Consider the following 24,386-nt stretch of genomic DNA (forward strand, 5'->3'; position numbering starts at 1 on the left):
AAGGGCCTGAGCAGTATGGGCGTGCGGTCAAGACCCTATCAGATACCGTATCGCTCGCTTGTTGCAAAAGAGGTAAAGGGTCTTCTCATGGCGGGGCGCTGCATCAGCGGCGGATGGCTTCCCCATGCAAGCTATCGAGTGACCGGTACGGCGGTATCGCTGGGAGAAGCTGCGGGCAAAGCGGGCGCGTTCTGTGCACTGTCCGGAAAATCCCCCGATGAAATATCGTGGAACGATGTCCGTTGAGATCAAAAGGAGCATGCATGATGTCACGCATACGATCATTCCGCCTCATGACCATGATCGCGATCGGATCGGCATGCGCGTGCGCTGCGGCGGAGCGCGAAGTGCTTGTTTCCGTGATGAACTGGAATTCGCCCATCGGCGGCATCGTCGACGGGAGCCAGCGCTGGGGATTATCGAATTATGCGTATCTGCGTCAGACGAACGGCAGCATCGATATGAACTATCCATTATCCTCCGGTGTTTCGCTCCCCGATGAGGTCGTCTATGCGAGCGATGAATTCTATCGTTTGCAGCGTGAAGGTGCGAAACACGATCTTTCGCTCATGAAAGCGGGGGGCTTTGACGCTGTGATGTATGACGGTTCGCCGACGGCGCAATTCGACAGTACACACCCGCTTTCGCCGAGCAATCAGCCCTTCATCGGCTATCTCGTGTTCAGGGAATGGCTTATCGCGGCAACGGCGTCCGGTATGAAGGTGGGGTTCTCTCCCGATATCGGCTGGAAAACGACGGCCGCATCGTGGATAGAACGGCTTTCATTCATCCTCAATGACTCGGGATCGCATCCGTCGCAGTACCGCATCGATGGTAAAACAGTGATAATGCATTTCGGTACGTCGTATTCGATGAAGGCCCCGCCGGTGCCGGGCGACCCCAAGCCCGATGAGGGCTGGCGGAAGGTGACCGGAGCGCTTCGCGAGAAGGGGCATTCGTTCTATTTCGCGGCCGACATCCGCCCGTCCGACGCGAACATAGCCGATTGGCATCTCACGGCTGACGCCGTCTATCTCTTCGCCCCTGCCGGCCCGCGGACCTATTTTCCCGATGTGCATCCGCTCATGGCATCACGGATGAGCAATACGCTTCCCATCATCTGGTCGGTGAGCCCCGGCTATTATAATCCGCGGCTTCGTTCGTATACAGAGCCGGATTTCGAGCGCATACATCTGACCTATCTTGCAGCCATGTCGAACAATGCCGAACGCCTGATAGTGCTTACGTGGAATGATTTCGCTGAGGATACCGACATCGTTCCTTCCGCCAACAAGGGGAGCAGCCTATACGATGTGTTCACGTTCTATAACAAATGGTTCAAATCGGGCGTCATGCCGAAACCTTTGCGTGACCGCGTCATCATCGCCATGCCCAAGACCATTCCGCGTGCGGTGAAAAGCAAGGCGTCGAAATGGGGCGGCGGGAATTTGTTCTGGCCGAACAGCGACTATGCGCCGAAGGTCTTTTACTGGGCGGTCGTTGCAAAACCGCGGCGGCTTTCCGTCGGCGGAAAGACCGTCGATCTGCCCGCCGGGCTTTCATTCGGTGAATGCGGGAGCGTTCAGGCGGGAGCGCAGCACGCAGAGCTCGATGGGAAGACGATATCACTACCGCCGGTCGGCGATGCGGATACCGAAGGCACCGAAGAAAAAGGACTGTTCCTCGGCTATGGACTTCATTTCAGATATTTCGATCTTGCCGCTCGTTGAAGGGGCTTGCGCTGTCAGAACACGTGCCGGAACATGAGCGTCACGCCGCGTGTGTCGTCGATGTCAAGACCGGCGAACCATTTTCCGGGTGTGATGTCATGGAGCGCGGTACGCGGTTTCAGCGAGATCGTGCGTGCATCATCAACGGTGATAGCGATGCTCCAGAGCAAGGTGGTAACGGCATAGAAAAGCGAACTTGCGACATACATCCCCGTCTGATTCCTGAAATAGGTGACGGGCATGACGAAGAGCAGTTTATCGCTGTCGAGCGGCGCGAGTGCAAGGTATGAGTAGAGGAACGTGAACGGCGCAGAGATGAGGAACACTATCTCCGAGCGATGCCAGAGCGGTATGTCCTTCTCGCGGTATTCGTAATAGTCGGCGATGATGAGGCTCTCACCGGCGATCTTCGTCGCAGCCGTTATATCGATCGTGTTCGTCGTGCGCGACGGCGGGGGCGGGATCGTCTCCGTGCTCGATGACCTCACGAACCTCTCGTTCGTGGCTGCACAGAGCGCCGCCGCAGCGGCCAGTGAGAGGAGGGCGATGCGCTTACTGCTTCCAGTATTTGCCATAGAAAAGCCCAAGCCTTTTTTTCGCCGCTTTCGATAGTGCCGATGGGGCCGTCATGACCGCGAATTCCCCCGCATGCCGGCAGGAGCAATCCTTCTCTGCATCGATACGGGCGATCACCTTCGGAAGGAACGATTTCACCTTCGCTGAATTCGCGTTCGCATTGGCTATCACCATCTCAAGCGTGACCGATCCGTGCTCAGGATGCCAGCAGTCATAATCGGTGGACATCGCTATCATCGCATAGCATATCTCCGCTTCACGCGCGAGCTTCGCCTCCGGCAGCGCCGTCATGCCGATGATGCCCGCGCCCCAGCTTCGGTAGAGCTCGCTTTCCGCTTTCGTCGAGAAGAGCGGCCCTTCCATGCAGATATAGGTCTCGTCGCGGTGCACGGTATGCTGCTCCGCGCGGAGCGTATCGTAAAGAACGGCCGACAACGTCGGGCAGAACGGCTTGTCGAACGTTACATGGCCGACGATGCCGCCGCCGAAGAACGAGTTGACGCGCGACTTTGTCCTGTCGATTATCTGCGAGGGTACGACGAAATCCCTCGGGGCGATGCTTTCCTTGAGGCTGCCGACGGCGGAAATGGCGACGATGCTTTCAACGCCGAGGAGTTTGAGCGCGTAGATGTTCGCCTGCACGGGGATCTCCGTAGGGGTAAGGCGATGCCCTTTTCCGTGCCGCGGGAGGAACGCCGTCTCTGTGCCGCCGATATCGGCGATGACGATCTCGTCGGAGGGGTATCCGAACGGTGTCCTCGGTTTGATCTTCGCAATGACGCGTACACCATCTATCTGATAGACGCCGGAACCCCCGATGATGCCGATCGACGCATGTGCAGGAACTTTCTTTCGGTGAATTATTTTTCTGCCGGCCACGGATGTTTCCTTTTTCAATCGGTACTGACGGCTTACTTGGGCCAATGCCATTTGACGCCGAATGAAAGGCCGATGCCCCAGGGCGCAAAGCTGGAATCACTATTTTGCATGAACGTAGACGTAGGCGACGACTCCCAGTAATATTTCGAGGACTGACCGGGGAAATACATGACCTCGAGGAACGGCGAGAACTGCCCGAATGGGTATTCAAAACGAGCCGTAAGAAGCGGCGGCATCATTCCGCCGCTCATGCGGCCGGAGATATAACCGGAAAAGCTCCACACGGGGAATATGCCCTTGACGCCGATACCGAGGCGAAAACCGTTCTTGTCCCCGAGATAGAGGAGCATTCCTGAGGAAACGACGATAGTGCGGTCATAGCCGCCGTTCGCTTTCGTATTGAAGCCTTCAGTATAGCCCCCCCCGACGGAGATGCCGATGAGGCGTTCGAGGAAATAGAATTCAGCGGAGATCGAAGCCCATTGACCGCCGCCGATGGATATGTTCGGATAGGGTATCGGCATGACCCATTCGTAGTCGGCAAAGGTCGAAGCGGCAGCGGCAAAAATGACGAGAATGCATCGTTTCATATCCGTTCCTTGCTACGGGGTAAGTGTATGCCGAAACAGGCGATTTGTCAACGACAGGTATTTAAAAACGCCTCACCTTGCGTGAAAATATCCGCCGTGATATAGTTGACGGATAGCAAAGGTTGAGCCGGGGTCATGCGCTCGGCGGGTAGTGTGCTTGTGAGCATTTATCAATTCGTTCTCACCTTTATCTGCGCCATACTGTTCACGCTCGGCGTGTTCTATCTCGCCCGTTCGATAGTCATTTATCGTTCCATACACAAGCACTTCTACTTTTCCCTCACGACGTTCGGTGCGAGCATGTTCGTTTTTTTTCAGCTTCTGCTTTCCATGGAGATGACGCAGGATACCGCCCTTCTGTTCCATCGGCTCAAGATGATCGGTTTCTTTGTCATGCTGTCATCGGGCTTCGCCTGCATCTATCTCATCTATTTCGAGAAGAGCAAAGTCCCGTTCGTCATCTTCGGGCTCATGGCAGTGCTCGCGCTTTCGGTGCCGACCGATATCTTTCTTTCACTTCCTGTCGAGCATATCACGAGGTCGATAGGCCCCGTGCAGTTCGAGTATCGTCTCGCACGCACCCATATCGCTTACACCCTGTTCGCCGTGCTGGTCTCGACATCGTTCCTGTATTCTATCGTCCGTGTGCTCATCCTCAAAGCGCCGTTCCCGCGCAAGGTGATGGGCCTCCTTGCGTTCTCTCCCGTCATCGGGGGGCTCAACGATTTTGCCGTTTCCCATCGGCTGTTCACGGGCATCATGGTGAGCGAGTATTTCGTTTTTTTCTATGTCATCGCGATATTCCTCTTTTTCATGAAAGAGGACGACGATGCGTACCGAACGGCGAAGAACATGAACGAGCTCCTCAGGCAGGAAGTGGACAAACAGACAAAAGAGCTGAGAGCAGCGAACGACCGCCTTCAGCAGGCGGCCACGACCGATCTGTTGACGGGTTTGGCAAACAGGCAGGAACTGCATCGTCGGCTCGAAGAGGAACGGAGCAGGGTGGAGCGCTACGGCGATATCGTGCGTTCCGATTTCACCATTATTTTCATCGACTTGGATAATTTCAAGTACTACAATGATACGTTCGGTCATCATATCGGCGATGTGCTGCTCGAGCGCTTCGGTGAGCTCCTGAAAGAAACGGTGCGTGTCGTCGACTTCTGTGCGCGCTTCGGCGGCGACGAGTTCATCATCATCATTTTTGAGAAGAAGCCGGGAGAGGATGCGCCGGGTTTTCTGCGCCGGCTCCATCGGCAGCTGGCAGCGAAGCGGCATTTTACCGATGTGCTCTCATCGCTCACGAGCGGCACGGCCATACCCGAGGATAAGCTGCTTGGATTCTCCGCGGGTATAGCCCGATACGAGAAGAACATGGCTGTCGAAGCGCTTCTCTCCGAAGCGGACAAGGCGCTCTATGCGGCAAAGAAAAGCGGAAAGAACATCTGTGCCCTGCATGCAGGGGAAGAATACCGTTTTGTCTCGCTTATCGGGTAGTACGCGGCGCATCATTCGCTGTGTAGAAAGCATGCATACGTAATCCATACCGTTCTGCGATCGCATATCCTTCAGGGATGCCGGCGGCGACATCCTCCGGACGGTGTGCGTCGGAGTTGATCACCACAGGAGCGCCGATGGACCCCGCGATCTCCCAGAACGGTTCCCAGGGATATGGTGCACGCTCTCCGTCAGCCGACGGCACCGGCCGCTTACGCATCCCGTACCCGTTTATCTCGAGCGGAACGCCGAACGATTTTGCTGCAGAGCAGATGTCGCGCGACACGGCTTGTGTCTCCGCGTCCCACCGGTGATAGGCGTAGCCGAACAGGTCGGGGTGTGCAATGAACGCATAGAGGCCGGAGCCTATCGCTGCAATGACATGCTGAGCATAGGCTGAGAGTTCGGCCGCACCCAGGATGTTGTCATCGTATATGCCGCGCATGGCGCCGTTCATGCGGAAGTAATGATTGCCGCCGATGAGATAGTCGACGCGCGGGACCAGCACATCACGGTAGAACCCCCTGTATCCCGGGAAATCCTCGCATTCGAGCGCGGTGAGCACGGTGATCCCATCCCTTCGGGCGGCATGTATCTCAGCGCAATAATCGGCAAGTTCATTCATGTGCATACGAACGTCCTGCCAGCGGCCGTCGGGGAGCGGTGTGTGGTCGGATATACCGAGTATACCGATGCCGGCGTTGATCGCTGCGTTAACATAATCATGCACGCTGCCGACGGCATGTTTGCAGCGCGCGGTATGGGTATGATAATTTTCCATGGGAACAGCCATTGCAGTGCCAAAGCATCGGACGGCAGTATACAGCCTTTGCCCGGTGACGGCAATAGCGGTACCTGCTTTGCCCGGGGTATGTTCCCTTGACAATACGCTTCGTTTTTTACTATAATATGTATGCGGGGGCATTCCCGGACGCGCCTTTTTGTACCCGTTGTGGTGGTACTGCACAAGAGTGCGCGAATGTTCACCCGTTCTCGGAGGATACGTGAAGCAACTTACGATCTGTGCGGTGCTTATCGCCGTTGTGTTCAGTCTATGTCCGCAGGATACTGAAGCGCCGAAAAAAGAGGTCAGGAAGATCCCTCCCGGCATGCAGGATAATGTCATGAAACCGATATTGTTCTGGAGCGCGCTCGGTATCGGTGTTGCCGGCATTGCGTGCAATACCCTCGGATTCATCGATATGCTCAATACCGACAGGACGCGCGCGGCATACACAGCCATCACCAATACAGCATCGGCCGAATTCGACGCGGCATGGAAAACACACAGCGACGCCGTGTATTATGCCAATTTGAAATATATCGCCGGGTACGCGTGTTATACGATAACGGCGGGGCTTCTCACCTGGTGGCTGTTCACCCCCGAATTCATCCCCGAGGTGAAGGTGGCGTTCCTGCCGGGTCCTTCGGGTGAATTCACGTTCGCGTTCGAGTACCGGTTCTAGCAGTTACGGAGGAATATGATGGGTCCGTTCAAAAAAATACTCGCCCTTTCTCTCGTCTTCCTCCTGATGGGGTGTCTTGCCAATCTCGGCGATCGCGATAATGTGTTCGATCCCAACGGCATCCTTACTATGTATGAAAAGGGATACCCGTGGACCGAGTACAATTATGATGATCTTGACAGGATGAAATTGGTGGTGCGCTTCCGCACGCTTGCAAAGTTCTATTACGTACTCATGCCCGACGGTTCTGCAGCGCCGACAAAAGCGGCCGTGAAGAGCGGGAGCGTGCCCGGGATGATAACGAGCGGGTCGATAGTGATAGCGCAGGACGCGGTCACCAATGAGACGAATGTCATCGTCACCGGGGTGTATTCGAATTCATCGTACAGTTTATATTGCGTATCAAGCTTTAAGGATACCTACGACAGCGGTCCGCTCCTTATTCGCGTCAATCAGCGCTACCTCGGCTGGTTCGGGTATAACGGTGTAATTACGAACTGGCGGCCCGCCCCTGCAGTGGCAGGCGGATCGCTCGGAGCTAACGACGGAATGTTCAATGGGCCGAGAGCAGTGGAAGCGGACTGGAACGGGTATATCTACGTATCGGATTACGGCAATCATCGCATACAGAAATTCTCGACGAATTTCGCCTTTATCGGATGGTGGGGAAAAGGGGGAGTTTCCGGATGGCATACTACGGGAGTTGCCTCAACCGGGGCGGGAGCACTCGACAATGAATTCAATCAGCCCGTTCAGTTAGCCATCGATCGCGGTAACCGGGTCATGTATGTCGCCGATTACGCCAATAACCGTATCCAAAAATACAATCTCGATAATAATCTTCTCATAGGCTGGTGGGGTAAGGATAATCTTGGCGACGTCGGCTGGCACAATCCTGCCTCCGGAAGAACGGGCGCGTCAGGCGGCAGTGACGGCATGTTCAACGGTCCGCATGGCGTTGCCGTCGATGCCAACGGCTACGTCTATGTTGCCGATTACAATAATCACCGCGTACAGGTGTTCCGTTCAAGCGGGGCATCGGTCACGTTCGTGACGAAGATAGGGTTGACCGGGTCCGCGCAGTCGTTCACCGGATTCTTTAATGGGCCGCGCGGCATAGCATCGGACGGTTCTTACATCTATGTGAGCGAATCCGGGAATCAGCGTATTCAGAAGCTCAATACAAGGGACTGGCAGTATGAATGGTTATGGGGCGGCAGCGGCAGCGGCATCGGGCTTCTTAATACCCCGATGATGCTCACCTTTGACCGATTGAATCATTTATATGTACCCGACTGGGGCAATCATCGTATCCAGAAATTTTCGGTCACCGGCAAACTGATGTGGGTGGGAGGGAAGATCCCCGCTGCATCGGGAAATACCGACGGCGCCTTTAATAACCCGGGCGGTGTTGCCGCAGACGAGAACGGGGCGATCTACATCGCGGATTCTGTGAATCATCGGATACAGAAATACTGGTGATGCTCAGCGCATGAGCCCCTGATCGCGGGCGAAATCTTCAATGTCTTTCGGCAGCGGCGCCTTTACGCTCACGCGCCTGCCCGTCAATGGATGTGTGAAGCTCACTTTATACGCATGCAGCGCCTGGCGGAACATGCCGCCCGAATGCACGGATGAGATGTCATTGCCCGACTTTAAGAATTCCTGGAATATCGAAGGGCCTTCCTTGCCGTAAATTTTATCGCCGACGATGTGAAAGCCCTTCTCCCTCAGATGCACGCGTATCTGATGCGTGCGCCCGGTGAAGATGCGGCAGAAGAGCATGGCGTATCCGTTCGCGCTGCTCACGCGGAAAAAGTCGGTGTGCGAGAATTTCCCGAACGCGGCGAAGCCCTGCATCTGGCGGTAATCCGCATGCGGTACATGGCCGATATTCCCGCGTACGGTGAACGACCTGGGCGGCGTGCCGCTTACGACGGCGATATAGAGCTTCTTCATGGCGCTCGTGCCGATTATCGTGTGTATCGCGGCGGCACAGGCGTCCGTGCGCGAAAGGAGAACAATGCCGCTCGTCTCACGGTCGGTGCGGTTGATAAGGCGTATCGTGCCGAAGCGCTTTGTCATGACGGCATACAGCGTGTTCTGATAATATTTCCCCGACGGAATGACCGGCAGATCGCCGCTCTTATCACAGATGATAAGGTCGCCGTCGTCGTAGAGCACGCGAACATCATCGTTCACTTCCGGTTCGACGAGGCCGTGGATCTGATATACGATGCGGTCGCCCTTCTTGAGGCGCGCCTTTCCCTGTATCAGGACGCCGTTGACGCGCACGATACCCTGCTCGATGATGCGCTGCCATTCCGTCCGCGAATGATAGGTGAATCGGCTCCCGAGATAGCGGTCGAGCCGTTCGCCGATGCCTTCAAGGCCGACGATGCATTCCTTCTCCACCGATGTGATTTTCGGTTCTCGTTTTTTCATGGTCAGGTGCGATGCGATGCGGCGCGGAACGCCGTCGGTGTGCTGCCGGTGGCGTTCTTGAACACGCGTGAAAAATAGTATTCGCTCTCAAAACCGGTTTCCGCGGCTATCTCATGAATCCGTTTATCGGTGCCGCTGAGAAGCGCCTTGGCGTTGTCGATCTTTTTACCGATAAGGTAGCGTATCGGCGAAACGCCGTATTTGCGTTTGAAGAGATGGCGTATCGAATCCTTCGATATAAGAAGGCGCTCGGAAAGCGTATCGAGTGTAATGCCGTGCTCATGGTATTTCTGATCAAGATATTCTTTTACCGACTCGATGGTGCGGGCGCTCATTTCCGGAGCGGTCATGGTACGGACAATGCCGAGCACCGACCATACTATCTGCGCGGCGAGCGCATCGATGACCATGCGATGATACGGAGCGCGGTCGGTCAATTCACCGGCGAGTGAGAGAAATGCGTTCGAGAGCCGTCCGCTTGCGGGAAGTGTACAGAAGGGGAGGCCCTTCAATTCCCTGCCATCGACGCCGAGGCAATAATGCAGGGCATGGGACTCGGAATAGGAGATGTGCATCTGCCCCGGCGGATGAATAAGAATGGTCTCAACCGCATACGGCGTACGCTTTCCCTCCGCATCGATATAGCCGCCTGCCCCGCGTACGTACACGAATTCCCAGAAGGGATGGGCATGATCGTCTGACTTCGTACCTGCGGGAAGCTGATTGGTGAAGAATGAGCAAAGGCGCATGACGGAAGTATAGCGGGAAAAGCGGTATTTTCAAGCGGCGCATTGGCGGCGGATCAGCATCGCATTGGCGGCCGTTCAATCCAAATAGTACAGTATTCCCCCGTTTTGTGCATTGTTCGCCGGACCCGCTGTGAGTACTATATGCCCAGCCGGGAACGAACCGGTAAAGGAGCGATACCATGGCAACAAGAGTCGTTTTTACCGGGAAGTCCGAGGGGCATGTGGAGGAATTCACGCCGAACGCGGTCGGTGCCGGGCAAGTGGGTATCATCACCCGGTATTCGCTCATGAGTACGGGCACGGAGAACATCGTATTCAACCGCCTTTTTGAGAAGGATTCGCATTGGGATAGATGGGTGAAATATCCGTTCTATCCGGGTTATGCTAATGTCGGCATCGTCGATGCGGTCGGCGACGGTGTTGCTGCGTTAAAAAAGGGCGATGTTGTCGTCACCCGCTCCAATCACGCATCGTATGTGGTCGCCGGTGAAAAGCAATGCACGGTGCTCCCGGCGGGCATCGATAAGAAAGAAGCGGCATGGTTCGCCCTTGCAAAAATATGCGCCATGGGCGTTCGTGCAGCGCAGTACGCTCTTGCCGACAGTGTACTTATCATCGGCGCAGGCCCCATCGGTCAGATGTCGGTTCGCTGGGCGCATGCCCTCGGCGTAGAGACCATCATTGCGGTAGATCTCGTGAAAAGCCGCCTCGATTTCGCCAAGAAAGGCGGGGCGCATCATGTATTCGATAAACCGGTCACCGATTGTGCCGAAGAAATAAAAGCAGTGACCGAAGGCATGGGGCCGCGCGTCGTCATCGATTCCACCGGCAATGAGAAGGTGTTCGCTTCCGCGCTCGGCGCCGCACGCAAATACGGCCGTGTCATCGTGCTGGGGGATACCGGGACACCGAGCGCGCAGCATTTGACCGCGGACGTCATCACGCGCGGACTCACCATCGCCGGCGCTCATGACTGCCATGAGGACGCAGCGTGGAATACGGAGATAATACTGCGCTTCTTCTTCAATCTTATACGCACGAAGCGTTTCGATCTTTCCGGCCTCATTACCCATGAGTTCGCTGCGAAGGACGCAATGAAAGGATATGAAACGGCGAATACGAAGCGTAATGAGACGATGGGGATCCTCTTCGACTGGACGAAATAGCCGTTACGCTCATTTCCTTGAGAACGCATTCACATTCACACGGAGTTCATTATGGACCGTCTCGGTAAACAGCTGACCTCCCTTTATTGTTTGAGCGGGGATACAATGAACATCCCGCTCGCGAAAGCGCTGCCGGCGCTCGAGTACGATGACAGCTTCGTGCAAAAGCGCAACAAACGTGTCGATGACATACACAATGGAAGAAAACCCGACCGCATCCCCGTTTCCGGCGATATACGCTGGTGGTTCGCCGAGCAGTACAATGACGGTACGCTCGCAGAGAAACTCTCCGGTGTGAACATCGGCAAGATAATGGCGACGGGGTGGATATCGAAATACTTCCAGCCGTCGAAGGAAAGCGATCCGATACCGGGCATCAGCGTCCGCGAGGAGTGGTCGGGTGAGCCGATAGTGTACGTCAACGGGGGGTTCCCCGGCACCGAACACGCCATCATCGTTGAGACGAAAGCGGGGAGCGTGCGCGCGGTGGAGGCGTACGCATCGCGGAGCTACGGCATCATCGAGCATCCGGTGAAGACGATCGACGATCTTCGCATCGTGCGTCATATCTACGAGCTTCGGGCGAAGCATGCGAGGACCGATGTGGACCCCGCGCGGCTCATGGGCCCGCTCACACCGATACAGAATTTCCTCATTCATCTCGCCGGTGTCGAGCCGGGCGTGCTCATGCTCCTTGACAATAAGGATGAGGTCGAATCGTTCATGAGCTTCCTTACGGAGATAGAGAGGCCGCTCTTCGAGCTTCTCGCATCGAAACGGAAAATGGTGTTCTCATGTGAGAACCTCGCTTCCGACGTGAGCGCCCCCTATTGGGACGATTATCTCGGACCGCAGTTGAAGGATCGCGCCCGCATATGCGCTTCTCACGGGGGGAAGTACGGCATTCACCATGACGGGCGGATAAAACCGCTGTTCGCACGCCTCAGGGAAGCGGACATCGCTTATGTCAACGGTGTTACCGCAGCGCCCTCCGGCGATGTTGAGCCCGAGCTTTTGCGCGAAATGGCGGGACCTGATATGATAATAGCCGACATCATACCGCAGACGATATTCACCGACGCGTATTCGGACAAGGCGTTCGATGAGTACATCGCGCGTGTCGCGGCGTATTATAAGAATGACGGGAAGATAATACTCGGCATCGGCGATATGCTTCCGGCAACCGCGGACATACGGAGAATGGAGCGATACTATGACATCGTCGAAGGCACCTGAAGCAGGACTGGATATCGCGTTCTCCGCCGAGCGATGGGAACACACCGAACGGGAGTGGACACGCTTCTGGAACGGCGAGCAGAAGCGTCCCATGGTCATCACCCAGCTTATCGACACGCGGACGCCTGCGGTCGCCGGGCATCATCGCTTCTTCCCGCAATATCCATTATCGATGAGCGCTGAGGAGGTCATCGCGATAGAAAGCGCGAACTTCAGCCGCTACCGGTGGGTGGGCGATGCCTTCCCCTATCGCATGATGGAGTTCGGCCCGGGGAGCCTTTCCGCGTATATGGGCGCGGCGCTTAACGTGAGCGAAGATACCGTATGGTTCGAGCCGACGGCGAAGTCGCTTGCCGAGATCACGACGCACATCGATACTTCGAGCACCTGGTACCGGCGCATCCATGCGATACTCGACGCCGCGCTCAATGCCTGGGGCGGCAGGGTGCAGATAGTCCATTCCGATGTCGGCGGCGGCCTCGATATCTTTTCGGCGATACGCGGCAATGAAAACCTGCTCATGGATTTCTATGACGACCCTGTGCGCGTGAAGGAGATCGCAGCGGGAATAACCGCGGCATGGATGAAAAATTACGACGACGAGGCGAAAAAGATACGTTCGTATTGCCGCGGGACGGCGAACTGGGCGTCGATGTTCTCGAAAGGCACGACGTATATGCTCCAATGCGATTTCTCATACATGATCTCGCCCGCCATGTTCGAGGAATTCGTCCTGCCGGAACTGCATGCGCTCTGCCCGCATCTCACCGATCCGTTCTATCATCTCGACGGCAAAGGCCAATTGCCGCATCTGGATGCCGTGCTTTCCATTCCGTCGCTTAAGGGCGTACAGTGGATCCCCGGTGCGGGGCAGCCGGACGCAAGCGTTTGGCTCGATGTGCTTGCGAAGATACGCAAAGCAGGAAAGTTCTGTCAGATATATACCCATCCCGAGGGCGCGCGGCGCGTCAAGCGTGAGCTCGGCGGCAAAGGCTTCATTTTTTCCATCGGCGGGACGACCGAAAAAGAATCGCAGACATTGTTCGAGGAATTGATTTCATAATAATATAAGGAGCACGCCATGTTTCACTACTCACCCTGCCTCGATATTTTCTTCAAGGATCTTCCGTTCCCGGAGCGGATAAAGAAGGTCGCATCGATGGGATACGAGTTTTTCGAATTCTGGACATGGTGGGACAAAGACCTCAATGCCATCGAGAAGGCGATGAAGGAAAGTGATATGCAGGCCGTATGCACCTGTACGAAATTCGTATCCATGGTGGATGCCTCCAAACGCGCGGAGTATATCGCCGGGCTTGAGGAGAGCATTGCCGTGGCGAAAAAGATCGGTGCGCCGTTCCTTATTACACAGGTGGGCAATGAGCTCTCCGGGGTCTCACGCGACGAACAGAAGCGTTCGCTTATCGACGGATTGAAAGCAGCAGTACCGCTCCTTGAGCGCGCAGGGATAACGCTCCTCGTCGAACCGCTCAATACGCAGTATGACCACAAGGGTTATTTCCTTGCGTACTCGCAGGAAGCCGCCGAGATCATAAGTGCCGCGGGATCGCAGAGGGTAAAGATGCTTTTCGATATCTATCATCAGCAGATAAATGAGGGCGACCTTATCAACAACATAAAGAAGCATCTGCCCCTCATCGGCCATTTTCACATCGCCGACCATCCGGGGCGCCATGAGATAGGCACCGGTGAGATCAATTATCAGAACGTCCTTGCTGCGATAAAGGCGTCGGGATATGCCGGCGCTGTCGGGATAGAGCTTTTCCCTCTCGACAAGGACCATGAGCGCGCGCTCAAGCGTTCGTCGCTCACCGTATAAGCACAAAAGGAGTTCCCTGTGGGCGTGATACTGTTCTTCGACGACTGGCCGCTCTGCTACGCCGAGAACGTTCGCCGCGTGATGGGAAAACCGAAATGGGTCCCTGAGGCGACGCTGGAAGACGTGCTTACCGAGGGGACGTGGAATTTTCCGTTCGTATGGTTCGATAAAAAAGACCGTCTCTGGAAAGCGATATACTGCGCTGCCGTTCCCGACGGCGAACGTCGTCCCGAGGGCTGGTTCCCGCGTAAGCAGGGCCTCATGTACGCAGAAAGCAATGACGGCATCGCATGGCAAAGGCCCGACGTATCATCGCGTCGCGATCCCTCCGGTGTCTATGTCGCGCCCAATCAGGTGTTCGGCACGCCTGACCATATCGACGGAGCACCGGTATTTCTCGATGAGCACGACCCCGATCCGAAGCGGCGCTTCAAGTACTTGTTCTGCGCGCACGGGAAGAAAGTGCAGGGGCTGGCGACGAGCCCGGACGGCATTTTCTGGACGATCGATACGTCGGTGACGATGGGCGACTACACGCTCGATTCGCCTATCACCGGATATTATAATCATGTGCGGGATTCGTACTGCATCTCGCGGCGGCTCCATTGCGGCGACAGGCGCGTGGCGCTGTTCGAAACAAAGGACTGGAAGAATTTCTCCATGCCGGAGATAGTGATGCACCCCGACGCGGAAGACCCGCCGCTTATGCAGTTCTACGGCATGCCGGTGTACCGCTATGAGAACATGTACCTGGGACTATTGTGGCGGCTCCATTGTCACCCGACCGAGGAGCTCGTGCACAAAGGCAATGTCGGCGGACCGCTCGACTGTGCGTTGGCGTATAGTTTCGACGGCTGGCATTTTTTTCGCGCAACGCATGCGCCGCTCATACCGGTGAACGAACGCGGCGAGCACGGCGGCGGCTGCATATACACGGGGGCGATGACGGTCGGCGAGGATAATATCATACGGTTCTATTCCGGCGGTTCGAAGGCGGAGCATTTTCAGGACCAGACGCTTTCCGATGCCGCGCTCATGCTCCACACGATGCGCTTGGACGGTTTTTTCCGGCTCGAGAGCTATGTGACAAAGGCGAAGATAATGACGCGTTCAGTGGTCTTTACCGGTGAGCGGCTCATGCTCAATGTGCGCGCCCCGCACGGCCGTGTGCGTGTGGAGATATGCGAGAACGACGGCACACCGGTGTCCGGGTACACGTTCGATGAATGTATTCCCTTCACCGGCGACGAGCTTTTCTGGCAGGTGAAATGGCGTTCCAAAACGACGGCGGCACTTGTTTCCGGCAGACGATATCACATCGCGGTGGAACTCATGAGCGCGGAGCTGTATGCCATACGCGGGGATATAGATATGGTGTACGGCAGCGGACACGAGCATGTGCCGCTCCGGTACCGGATATGATGTACGTTCGGGGGGAAGCAATGAGACAGTGTATCATCGCATGCATATGCACAGCGATGCTGTGGCCCACACCGGCGGTAGAGCTTCTTTTCGACGGCTCGCTCAAAAATACCGGCGCTCTCAGCGGGGAGGCGGTGTTCGTTAATCCGGTAAGCGGTGAGGAAGCCGCCGTGGTGAACGGCGTGCTTGATCTGACGGCGACAAAAGGAAGTTTCGCCGAAAAAGATGAAGCGCATGGCGGCAGTGTACAGATGCCGGTGACGGGGTTTCTCGGGGCGAGCGGGATAACGATAAGCGGCGTATTCCGTGCATCCATCGTCGACGATCTCCCGCGGCGCATCGTGTCGCTCAAACCGTTCATCGATGTCTATGCGCAGGGGGGCGCTGTCGTTGCAGCCGTTACCGGAAGCAAAGATACGAAATGGTTATCAACGAAGATAGCTGCGGCCAGAGGCGAGCGCGTATTCTTTGCCGTCGTCATTGATGCGGCTCAGGGAAAGGTCTTCGTATACAAGGGGACGGGCGGGCTTGTGAAGACACACGAGGATAATATCCCCGAGGGGGTATCGCTCCGTGATGGGATTATCGAGATAGGAAATCTCAATAAGTCGAGACCTTGGAACGGGACTATCGACAGCGTTCGCGTATGGCCGATCGCCGCGGGAGAGGCCGAACTAGCGGCGGTATATGAAAAGGAAAAGAAAGCGTCTTCGGCGCAGAGAACGGCATCGCGCATTTTGTTCGAGAACTTTGATCTGCTTTCCGAAGCGAGCGTCCGCGGGGCATGGCGGAGCGGGATCACGCGCATGAACGGGAGTGCACGTATCAGTCTTGCCGCCGACGGGGCGGAGAAATGCCTTCGCATGGATTATCGCTTTGCCGAGTGTAAAGAAAACCCCGCCGTCAATCTGGCGAGGAAATTCACACCCGCGGCGATATCCGGGGTATCGTTCGATATGAACGTGTCGCATACCGGCGGCGACATAAAGCTTCACATCGAGGATGCGAGCGGGCAGCTCCATCAGGCCGTCGTATCGGTGAAGACGCCGAACACCTGGCAGACAGTGTTCTTTCCGTTCACAACGGAGATGTTCCGCGCGCATTATCACGGCGCCAATGACGGGAAATTCCATTTCCCGCTGAAAAGTTTCCGCATCGATATGTACAAGGGTTCGCTTGCTGATGGGGTGGATGGCCATTACCTGCTCAAGAACATCGCGCTTATGGGGGCGGCAGTCACGGACGAGACATCGATTTTCCTCAACATAGAGAACGATCTCCCGAGCGGTGTAGCCTTCATCGGCGAGAAGGCGACGTACCGAATCATAGCGGCGAACGCGCTTGACTCGAAACGGGATATCACCTGTTCCCTGTACACCCGAACCGATGACGGGCGGACGAATGCCACGGTATGGGACGCATCGCTTGCGCCCTTCGGGAAGGCGGAGCGTGTGTTCGCGCGAACGATGGGCGTGCCGGGATATACCGCCATTCGCCTCGAGGCACGCGAGGGCGGGAGACTCCTACGGACGGAATACAGCGGCATCGCTGCGGTCAACAAGGTTCCTAATTACGGGAAGCCGGACCCGTCGAGTTTTTTCGGGACCATGCATGTGTGGATGGACCCCGAAGCGAACGAGCGCATCGGTGTGAAGAACATGCGTGAGTTCGTCAGGCTCGGGACCATGCCGAAGAAGCCCGAGGATGTGCATTGGCGGGTATTCGACGAGCGCATCGACAGTGCGTTTAAGCGGCATATGCAGGTCGTCATCTGTCTTGAACCCCATGTCACACCGGGACTCCATTCACCGCCGCTGCCCGAATATAAATGGAGAACACCGAAGGAATTGGCCTCGCCGGAGAACATCGCGGATTGGCGCGATTTCGTCCGGCTTGCCGTTACGAGATATAAAGATAAGGCTGCCGCCGTCGAGATAGGCAATGAGAACGATATTCAAATGTGGCATTTCAACCGCTATACGCTCGCGGAGGCCGCCGAGTATTACGCCGTGCTCGTGCGTGAAGCGGCGCCGATAATTCGCTCCATTGCACCGAACATGTTCATTTCCATGAATACTGCCGGCAGGGATTTCAGCATTCCCGAGGGGCATGAGAAGTCGGATCAACCGGGAAATTTTCTTTTCACGAAAGCGGTGTTCGACAAGGTTGGAACTCACTTTGATATGATATCATCGCATCCCTATGCATTGAATGCGGTCATCGGGAAGAGCGCAATACCGCAAATGCCCGATGATATGCCGCTTAAGGGGATATTCCAGAAAACGCTCGACTTCATGGCTTCCTACGGCCGTCCGCGGCGGTTCTGGTCCACCGAGCTCGGCTGGCAGGTGAAAGTGGACGATGTGGCCGATACGCAGTACGGACTGTACGCGACGATACCCGCGCAGGCGCACCTCATCGCGAAATCGGTGCCGGGTGTCGATAAGCTCTTCTGGTTCATCTTCAGCTGGGATTCTCCGCCGGAAGGCATCGGCAAAATGAATCTCTTCAACAAAGCGGCAAGCGGTGTGTATTACCCCACGCCGGCCGCGGCGACCTATGCGGCGGCCGCGTATATGCTGCACCGCACAAAACCGGTGAAAGACATCTCGCTCGATCCGATGCTGACCGCTTATCGTTTTGATAGCCTTGACGAAGACATGACCGTCCTCGCCCTCTGGTCGAAACGCGACGGGGAATATATCTACACAGCCGCGCTGCCTTCCGGTACGACAGCGGTCAATGGATACGGCAGGAACATTGAGGATATTGCGGCGATACCGTTCAACCGCACGCCGATCTATATAGCCGCGAAGAAAAAAGATGCGGACGCGTTAGAGCGATCTCTCTCTCAGGGCAGGATAAAAGCGGCGATACCGGTACACATCGCGCGCGCATACCCCTCCTCGCGTACCGAGGTCAAAGTGACGCTCGAGAACCCGGTGGATAGCCCCATTACGGCGGAAGTGATAGCCGGCGGCAGAACGAAGAGCGTGCCGATAGCCGGGGGGAAGAGCGAATCGCTTTCATTCGCCGTGGATGCATCGGCAGCATCGTTCGATATCGACGTCATCGCGGACGGCGTTCGGCAGACGAGGACCGTATCGCTCGATCTCATATCCGTCGCATCCATATCGAGGCCGGTGCTTGACGGCGTTCTCACGGAGATAAAGACGCTTACACCCATGGTGCTCAACAGCCGTGCGTTCATTACACCGGGTGATGCGCCATGGAATGGACCGGACGATCTCTCGGTAAGGGCATACTTCGCGCAAAATAGCGATGGGCTGTATTTTGCCGCCGAGGTCGATGACAGCGTGCATTTCGCAAAGGATGATGCCGCCGGGAATTTCTGGCGCTCGGACAGTGTGCAGCTTGCCATCGACTACGAGGGCGATTCCACCATCGGCTATGATGAGAATGACAGGGAGATCGGGTTCGTGCTCGGGGAGAGCGGCTCCAAGGCGTACGTGTACCGGGCGAAACCGAAGATCTCCATCGTGCCGCTTGCAGATTCATTCGCGGCAAAACGTGACGGAAAAAGAACGATCTACGAGGCGTTCATACGCTGGAAGGACCTCGGCTATGACGCACCCGCGCCGGGGAAGGTGATGTCGCTTAACTTCATCGTCAATGAGAACGACGGGCAGGGGCGCGCGCATTGGATGGGGCTTACCCCGGGCATAGGCGAGGCGAAGACGCCGGGAAGCTATAAAGAATTCGTTTTTTCAGCGAAGCAGTAGAAAAGGATATATCATGCCTGTACCATACCGATGTCTGTATAACCATGAACTTCTCATCCTGTTCACCACACGATCCCCCTATCAGACCTATCGCGAGAATGTGAAGCCCGAGCAGGCCACGGGATATGTGCGGGAATTGAAAGGCACCGCCGTCGATGCGCTCATGATATGCCCGACGGCATGGAAAATGCCGCTCTACGTATCGGATGTCGACCCGCGATGGAAAGAGCTCAAGCCCGCAGCCGAGCCGCTTCCGGAAAGCGATTGGAGATACGGCGACAAGGTCTACTGGCGTGTACGGAGGTACATGGCAACGGGTGCCGACCCGGTGGAGCTATCCGTGCGAACGGCGAATGAATGCGGCATTACGCCGTTCATATCGTACCGGATGAATGAAATGCATTACAACGAAAAACCTGATTATCCGACACACAGCGATTTCTGGCGAAGCAATTATCGCACGAAAGGCCTTCCGAACGGCGGGCTTGATTACTCTCATCCCGAGGTCCGCGACTGGTATACGCGGATACTTTTTGAATTGATCGACAAGTACGATGTCGGCGGCATCGAGCTCGATTTCTGCCGCTTCCCTAGTTTTTTCCCCGAATCCAAGGCGATCGAGCATATGCCGCTCATGACCGATCTTGTCCGCGGCATCCGGAAAAAACTCGATGATACGGCTCGTGCGCGTGGGAGGGAACTCGCGCTGTGTGTCCGCGTTCCCCGTTCCATTGACGCCGCGCGCGGTATCGGTCTTGACGTGGCGAGTTGGTGCCGTGCCGGTGTAGTCGATATGCTGAATGTATCGCCGTTCGCTTTTTTCACCGCCGACATCGGCATTGAAGAGTATAAACGGCACGCCGGGAAGGTGCCGGTATACGGTGAAATGCAGTTCAATACGTTCCTCGGCGAGACACCCTGGCATTTCAGACAAACAGTGTTCCGACACACGACGAAGGCGATGTATGAAACCGCAGCGTATGACTTCCTGAAACGCGGCGCTGACGGTGTGAGCTTCTTCAATTTCTGCTACACGCGCGACCATTCGTTCTCCGATCCGCGGCTCAAGCGTTACCCCGGTACCGAGCCGCCGTTCGACATATTATCGCATATAACCGATTGTGAGTATCTTGCCGATCGGCCGAAACACTACATGCTTCCCCGTGCCCCATGGCCTGCAAATTGCGGCGAGAATACGTCGGGAATACCGGCGAGGCTTTCCCCCGGCGTACCCGTACCGGTACGACTGCACATTGCCGATGACATGAACGCCGGCCATTCGTTCATCCGTGCAATGCTTCGTCTCGAATCCGATTCTGACATCGTCGGACATGATCTCGAAGTTGTTATCGCCGGAAAGAAATGCGCGCCGACGTTCGGTCCCGGAGAATTGTTCCCGCCGCAGTCGGCGAACGCGCTGCCGCGCTATGAGAATCTCCTTTTTTACGATGTGCCGCTTTCGGTGCTGACGCAGGGGATGAATGAGTTCTCGCTTGAGAGCCGTGCCCCGCGCGAGTGGAGTAAGTGGCATATCGATATCATTGGGATGGAATTAGCGCTCTATCGGTGATCGCCGCATCGCCTGGATGATTTCCCTGAGGACGTGAAAGCGGCTGCTCGGATGTAACGGATCCGCCCGACTCGTACGAGACCGTCGCGAAAAGATAGAACAAGGGGTCGCGACCCCTTGTTCTCAGCGATATTGATGCTGTTATAATAGGCACGATACATCGTGGCAGGTGATCTGCAATTTCGCGACAGCCTGTGTGCGTATCTTCCCTTTCGCGGGAAAAATGATATCATCCTCGGACTTTCAGTAATCGAGGATACCGATGAAACTTTCATGCATGTTCACCGACCACGCCGTTCTTCAGAGGAATAGCCCCGTGCCTGTATGGGGGTGGACAAAACCCCTTGCTGCCGTGCGCGCGAAGATGGGGGCATACGAAGCGCAGACGCTCTCCGGTGCCGACGGAAAATTCGTTCTTCGATTCCCGCCCATGCCGGCCGGCGGACCGTATACGCTCACGGCATCGTCGGATGAGGGAGCTGTGACGGTAAAGGACGTTCTCATCGGAGAAGTGTGGCTTGCGTCCGGGCAATCGAACATGGAATGGAAGCTTGCAGGCTGCGGCAAAGCGGGCGAGGATGAAGCGCGAGGTGCGAACCATCCGAGACTGCGCATGATCAATTTCCCTAAAGTGACGCATCTTTCCCGTCAAACCGATATCGAGGCGTCGTGGGACGTGTGCACGCCGTCGTCGGTACTCGCCTTCTCCGCGGTGGGATATTATTTCGCCAAGCGGCTTATGGATACGCTTGACTGCGCCGTGGGCATCATCAACTCATCCTGGGGCGGAACGTACATCGAGGCATGGACGAGTCGCGAGACGCTCGTGAGAAACCCCGATATGTCCGCGCTCGTTCACCGGTATGAAGCGAACGTGAATTCCCCCGCATTCTGGGCTGCGGGTAATGAGAATAAAGACCCGTTCCCTGCCGATCCGGGCAACACGGGCGAAGCGAAGGGATGGGCAAAAGCAGAATTCAGTGATAGTGCATGGCGCACGATGGAACTCCCCATGCCGTGGCAATCGGCCGGTTTCAATCACAGCGGCGTGTTCTGGTTCAGAAAGGCAGTTGATATTCCCGCATCGCTTGCCGGGAAGGATATAGTGCTCTGCATCGGCGCTGTCGATAAAATGGATACAGCGTATTTCAATGGCGAGCGCGTCGGCGCGACGGGGGCGGGATTCGAGCAGCAGCACTGGAATCTTCCGCGCGAGTACCGCGTTCCGGGGCGTCTTGTGAAAGCGGGGAAGAACGTCATCGCCGTGCGCGCGTATTCGTTCATCTATCACGGCGGCATGATAGGGCCGTCGGACTGGATGCGCATTCGTGTCAAAGGTGCGAAGGATATACCGCTCGCGGGTACCTGGCGTTTTGAGATCGAGCATGATCTCGGGCTGGTGTCGCCGCCGCTACTCAAGCAGGGGCCGGGCAATCCGAATTCGCCGTATATCCTTTTTGACAGTATGATAGCACCGATCGTGCCGTATGCGCTCCGCGGCGCGATATGGTATCAGGGTGAATCGAATGCATCGCGCGCGTCCGAATATGCACGGCTCATGAGGGATATGATACGATGCTGGCGGTATGAATGGGGATACGATCTGTCGTTCCTCATCGTAGAGCTTGCCAATTACATGAGCGCGTCGCCGTACCAGGAAGGGAGCACTTGGGCTCGTCTTCGCGAGGCGCAGAACGATGCGCTTGCTGAAGTGAATACCGGCATAGCGGTCGCCATCGACATCGGAGAGGCGAACGATATTCACCCGAAGAACAAAGGCGATGTCGGCTCGCGTCTTGCACAGTGGGCGCTCGCACGGACGTATGGGATGGACATTGTGCCGTCAGGACCGCTCTATGCCGGCATGACCATCGAAGGTGCATCGATACGATTATCATTCAGTAATATCGGCAAGGGCCTTTCCGCGAAGGGCGGGGTGCTGAAGACTTTTTACATCGCCGGTGCGGACAGGGTTTTCCGTCCTGCAGACACCGCTATCGATGGAAGCACCATCATCGTAAAGAGCGCAGCCGTTGTCGCGCCGGTGGCGGTACGATATGCCTGGGCGGATAATCCGGAGGGATGCAATCTCTATAACGCAGACGGCCTGCCGGCATCGCCGTTCCGTACCGACCGGTGGTGATCGCAGCTGTCTGTTCGCTGACGGCGGAAGGATAGGAAAGTTGCTCTTGACCGAAGACGGGTCAGACAGCAGGGGATACAAGTATTTCTTACCCATATATAACTATTGCCCGGCCAAATCCCTGCATGCTGTCTGGCTGCACTTTCAAAGAAATGCGAAAACCGTTTTGTACAGTCCAATCTCCGTTCTATGCATTCCATTTGCCTGTGTTTGCAAGTACACTGATGCAAATAGAAATGACACCGTAAAAGAGGCTGTATCATGACAATGATCCGACTGTGTATCGCGGTCACGCTCATATGCGTATCGTTCCTTTTTACACAAAAGCCTGTGGAATTTGCGCGCATAGATATTGACGGCACGGAAGCCGGCATTACTGTAACCGAGCCAGCCATCGCTGACGGCGGGAGGCTCGAAGCAAAATCATACGGACCGCAAGAGACGCGCAAGATGATGATGTCATTCATTCTTCCGTCATCTGCCGCACAATGGAAAAGTTCATTCCTCCGGTTCACGCCGGACAAGGACGGGCAGGTGACCGTAACGCTTCTCGGACACTATGTTCTCGAGAACGGTAAGCCGAAGCGGATAGATGTCCTTTTCGATAATATCATCGTTGAGGGAAGTACGATCCAGAACGGTGATCTTGAGGCTGCACAGGCATCCGGTAACGCCCCGAAATCATGGCAGCTCGGACAGACCCCCGATGGTGATCTGCCGAGATATATTCCCCGCGACAAAAAGCGAGGCTTCGAGGGGACAGCGACCATCATGGTATGGTCCCGCGGCATGGCATTCCAGTCAATCCGTGTAAAGCAGGGGGTGCCGGTGACGATAACCGCGATGACAAAAATGGCCAGCGCGGAGGATATCGCCATGGCAATGAGCAAGGCGCCAGACGCGAAAGAAAGCGACAATAAATACAAGAGCATCCCCGATCATTTCATCGACCTTGCCCCCGTTGCCAACATGGGGTTCGCTGATGAAAAAGCCGGTGACGGCATCGGCGGATGGTCCGACCAGGGACCGGATAATGATTTCCGTACCTTCGATGTACGGCAGACGAATTTCGGCGGCATGGAGTTCCGCATCCCGGACCCAAACCGCAATGATGGCAGGGCGGTCATTACGCTTTTCAAGGGGACGAAAGCGCCTCACATCGATATTCCATCCAAGCCGGCACGGTTCTTGTATCTGCTGCATACGACGACGTATAACAATGAAAAAAAAGGATCGCTCATCGGTACGATAACCATTACGCTTGCCGATGGGAAGACAATCTCGCGTGATGTGCTTTCCGGCAGGGATGTTGCCGACTGGTGGAGCCCGAG

General features: G+C 56.0%; 20 protein-coding genes. 14 read left to right on the forward strand and 6 right to left on the reverse strand.

The window, feature by feature from the left end; translation table 11 throughout:
- Positions 1-246 (forward strand): FAD-dependent oxidoreductase (locus tag AABZ39_13595; protein ID MEK6795810.1); only part of this gene is annotated, 246 nt, incomplete at its 5' end.
- Between the two features lie 17 nt (positions 247-263).
- Positions 264-1,730 (forward strand): hypothetical protein, encoded by a 1,467-nt coding sequence (locus AABZ39_13600; GenBank protein ID MEK6795811.1) that lies wholly within the window; start codon positions 264-266, stop codon positions 1,728-1,730.
- 14 nt (positions 1,731-1,744) lie between these two features.
- Here the strand turns inward: AABZ39_13600 and AABZ39_13605 are convergent, their stop codons facing one another.
- From AABZ39_13605 to AABZ39_13615, 3 genes are read right to left on the reverse strand one after another with little or no spacing between them, the layout of a single operon-like run.
- A complete protein-coding gene (locus tag AABZ39_13605) occupies positions 1,745-2,305 on the reverse strand; it encodes a hypothetical protein (GenBank protein MEK6795812.1) in 561 nt (186 codons plus the stop codon).
- The gene (mtnP, locus tag AABZ39_13610) at positions 2,283-3,185 is read right to left on the reverse strand and encodes an S-methyl-5'-thioadenosine phosphorylase (GenBank protein ID MEK6795813.1); all 903 of its coding nucleotides are present in this window, start codon (positions 3,183-3,185) and stop codon (positions 2,283-2,285) included. The genes AABZ39_13605 and mtnP overlap by 23 nt, the downstream gene beginning before the upstream one ends.
- 32 nt (positions 3,186-3,217) lie before the next feature.
- The gene (locus tag AABZ39_13615) at positions 3,218-3,775 is read right to left on the reverse strand and encodes a hypothetical protein (GenBank protein ID MEK6795814.1); all 558 of its coding nucleotides are present in this window, start codon (positions 3,773-3,775) and stop codon (positions 3,218-3,220) included.
- A gap of 153 nt (positions 3,776-3,928) precedes the next feature.
- On the opposite strand from AABZ39_13615, the gene AABZ39_13620 reads away from it, so the two are divergent.
- Positions 3,929-5,275: a GGDEF domain-containing protein gene (locus tag AABZ39_13620; GenBank protein ID MEK6795815.1), complete on the forward strand. Its 1,347-nt coding sequence runs from the start codon at positions 3,929-3,931 to the stop codon at positions 5,273-5,275.
- Here AABZ39_13620 and AABZ39_13625 read toward each other — a convergent pair.
- On the reverse strand, positions 5,265-6,056 hold the full coding sequence (locus AABZ39_13625; protein ID MEK6795816.1) for a histidinol-phosphatase: 792 nt from the start codon (positions 6,054-6,056) through the stop codon (positions 5,265-5,267). The two genes, AABZ39_13620 and AABZ39_13625, sit on opposite strands and share 11 nt — an antisense overlap.
- 223 nt (positions 6,057-6,279) lie before the next feature.
- On the opposite strand from AABZ39_13625, the gene AABZ39_13630 reads away from it, so the two are divergent.
- Together AABZ39_13630 and AABZ39_13635 are read left to right on the forward strand one after the other, a co-directional pair.
- Positions 6,280-6,741 carry a hypothetical protein gene (locus AABZ39_13630; GenBank protein ID MEK6795817.1) on the forward strand — a complete coding sequence of 154 codons (462 nt, stop codon included), beginning with the start codon at positions 6,280-6,282 and terminating at the stop codon, positions 6,739-6,741.
- A gap of 15 nt (positions 6,742-6,756) precedes the next feature.
- Complete coding sequence (locus AABZ39_13635) at positions 6,757-8,223, forward strand: NHL repeat-containing protein (GenBank protein ID MEK6795818.1); 1,467 nt, start codon at positions 6,757-6,759, stop codon at positions 8,221-8,223.
- 3 nt (positions 8,224-8,226) lie between these two features.
- On the opposite strand, the gene AABZ39_13640 is transcribed toward AABZ39_13635, so the two are convergent.
- Both AABZ39_13640 and AABZ39_13645 read right to left on the reverse strand, forming a co-directional pair.
- Positions 8,227-9,186, reverse strand: coding sequence for an RluA family pseudouridine synthase (locus AABZ39_13640; protein MEK6795819.1), 960 nt, complete (start codon positions 9,184-9,186; stop codon positions 8,227-8,229).
- 2 nt (positions 9,187-9,188) lie between these two features.
- Positions 9,189-9,935 (reverse strand): AraC family transcriptional regulator, encoded by a 747-nt coding sequence (locus AABZ39_13645; GenBank protein MEK6795820.1) that lies wholly within the window; start codon positions 9,933-9,935, stop codon positions 9,189-9,191.
- A 179-nt stretch (positions 9,936-10,114) separates the two neighbouring features.
- Between AABZ39_13645 and AABZ39_13650 the strand changes: the two genes are divergently transcribed.
- From AABZ39_13650 to AABZ39_13690, 9 genes are all read left to right on the forward strand, one after another.
- Complete coding sequence (locus AABZ39_13650; GenBank protein ID MEK6795821.1) at positions 10,115-11,101, forward strand: zinc-binding alcohol dehydrogenase; 987 nt, start codon at positions 10,115-10,117, stop codon at positions 11,099-11,101.
- A 51-nt stretch (positions 11,102-11,152) separates the two neighbouring features.
- Positions 11,153-12,337, forward strand: coding sequence for a hypothetical protein (locus tag AABZ39_13655; GenBank protein MEK6795822.1), 1,185 nt, complete (start codon positions 11,153-11,155; stop codon positions 12,335-12,337).
- Positions 12,315-13,400, forward strand: coding sequence for a hypothetical protein (locus AABZ39_13660; protein MEK6795823.1), 1,086 nt, complete (start codon positions 12,315-12,317; stop codon positions 13,398-13,400). The genes AABZ39_13655 and AABZ39_13660 overlap by 23 nt, the downstream gene beginning before the upstream one ends.
- Positions 13,401-13,418: 18 nt before the next feature.
- On the forward strand, positions 13,419-14,177 hold the full coding sequence (locus AABZ39_13665) for a TIM barrel protein (GenBank protein MEK6795824.1): 759 nt from the start codon (positions 13,419-13,421) through the stop codon (positions 14,175-14,177).
- Between the two features lie 18 nt (positions 14,178-14,195).
- Positions 14,196-15,599 (forward strand): hypothetical protein, encoded by a 1,404-nt coding sequence (locus tag AABZ39_13670; protein MEK6795825.1) that lies wholly within the window; start codon positions 14,196-14,198, stop codon positions 15,597-15,599.
- A gap of 20 nt (positions 15,600-15,619) precedes the next feature.
- The gene (locus tag AABZ39_13675) at positions 15,620-19,342 is read left to right on the forward strand and encodes a sugar-binding protein (GenBank protein ID MEK6795826.1); all 3,723 of its coding nucleotides are present in this window, start codon (positions 15,620-15,622) and stop codon (positions 19,340-19,342) included.
- A 13-nt stretch (positions 19,343-19,355) separates the two neighbouring features.
- Positions 19,356-20,912, forward strand: coding sequence for a hypothetical protein (locus tag AABZ39_13680; protein ID MEK6795827.1), 1,557 nt, complete (start codon positions 19,356-19,358; stop codon positions 20,910-20,912).
- A gap of 262 nt (positions 20,913-21,174) precedes the next feature.
- On the forward strand, positions 21,175-23,055 hold the full coding sequence (locus AABZ39_13685) for a sialate O-acetylesterase (GenBank protein ID MEK6795828.1): 1,881 nt from the start codon (positions 21,175-21,177) through the stop codon (positions 23,053-23,055).
- A 261-nt stretch (positions 23,056-23,316) separates the two neighbouring features.
- On the forward strand, positions 23,317-24,386 hold a 1,070-nt coding region (locus AABZ39_13690; GenBank protein MEK6795829.1), incomplete at its 3' end, for a hypothetical protein.

It is taken from the genome of Spirochaetota bacterium (assembly GCA_038043445.1).
Lineage (GTDB): Bacteria > Spirochaetota > Brachyspiria > Brachyspirales > JACRPF01 > JBBTBY01.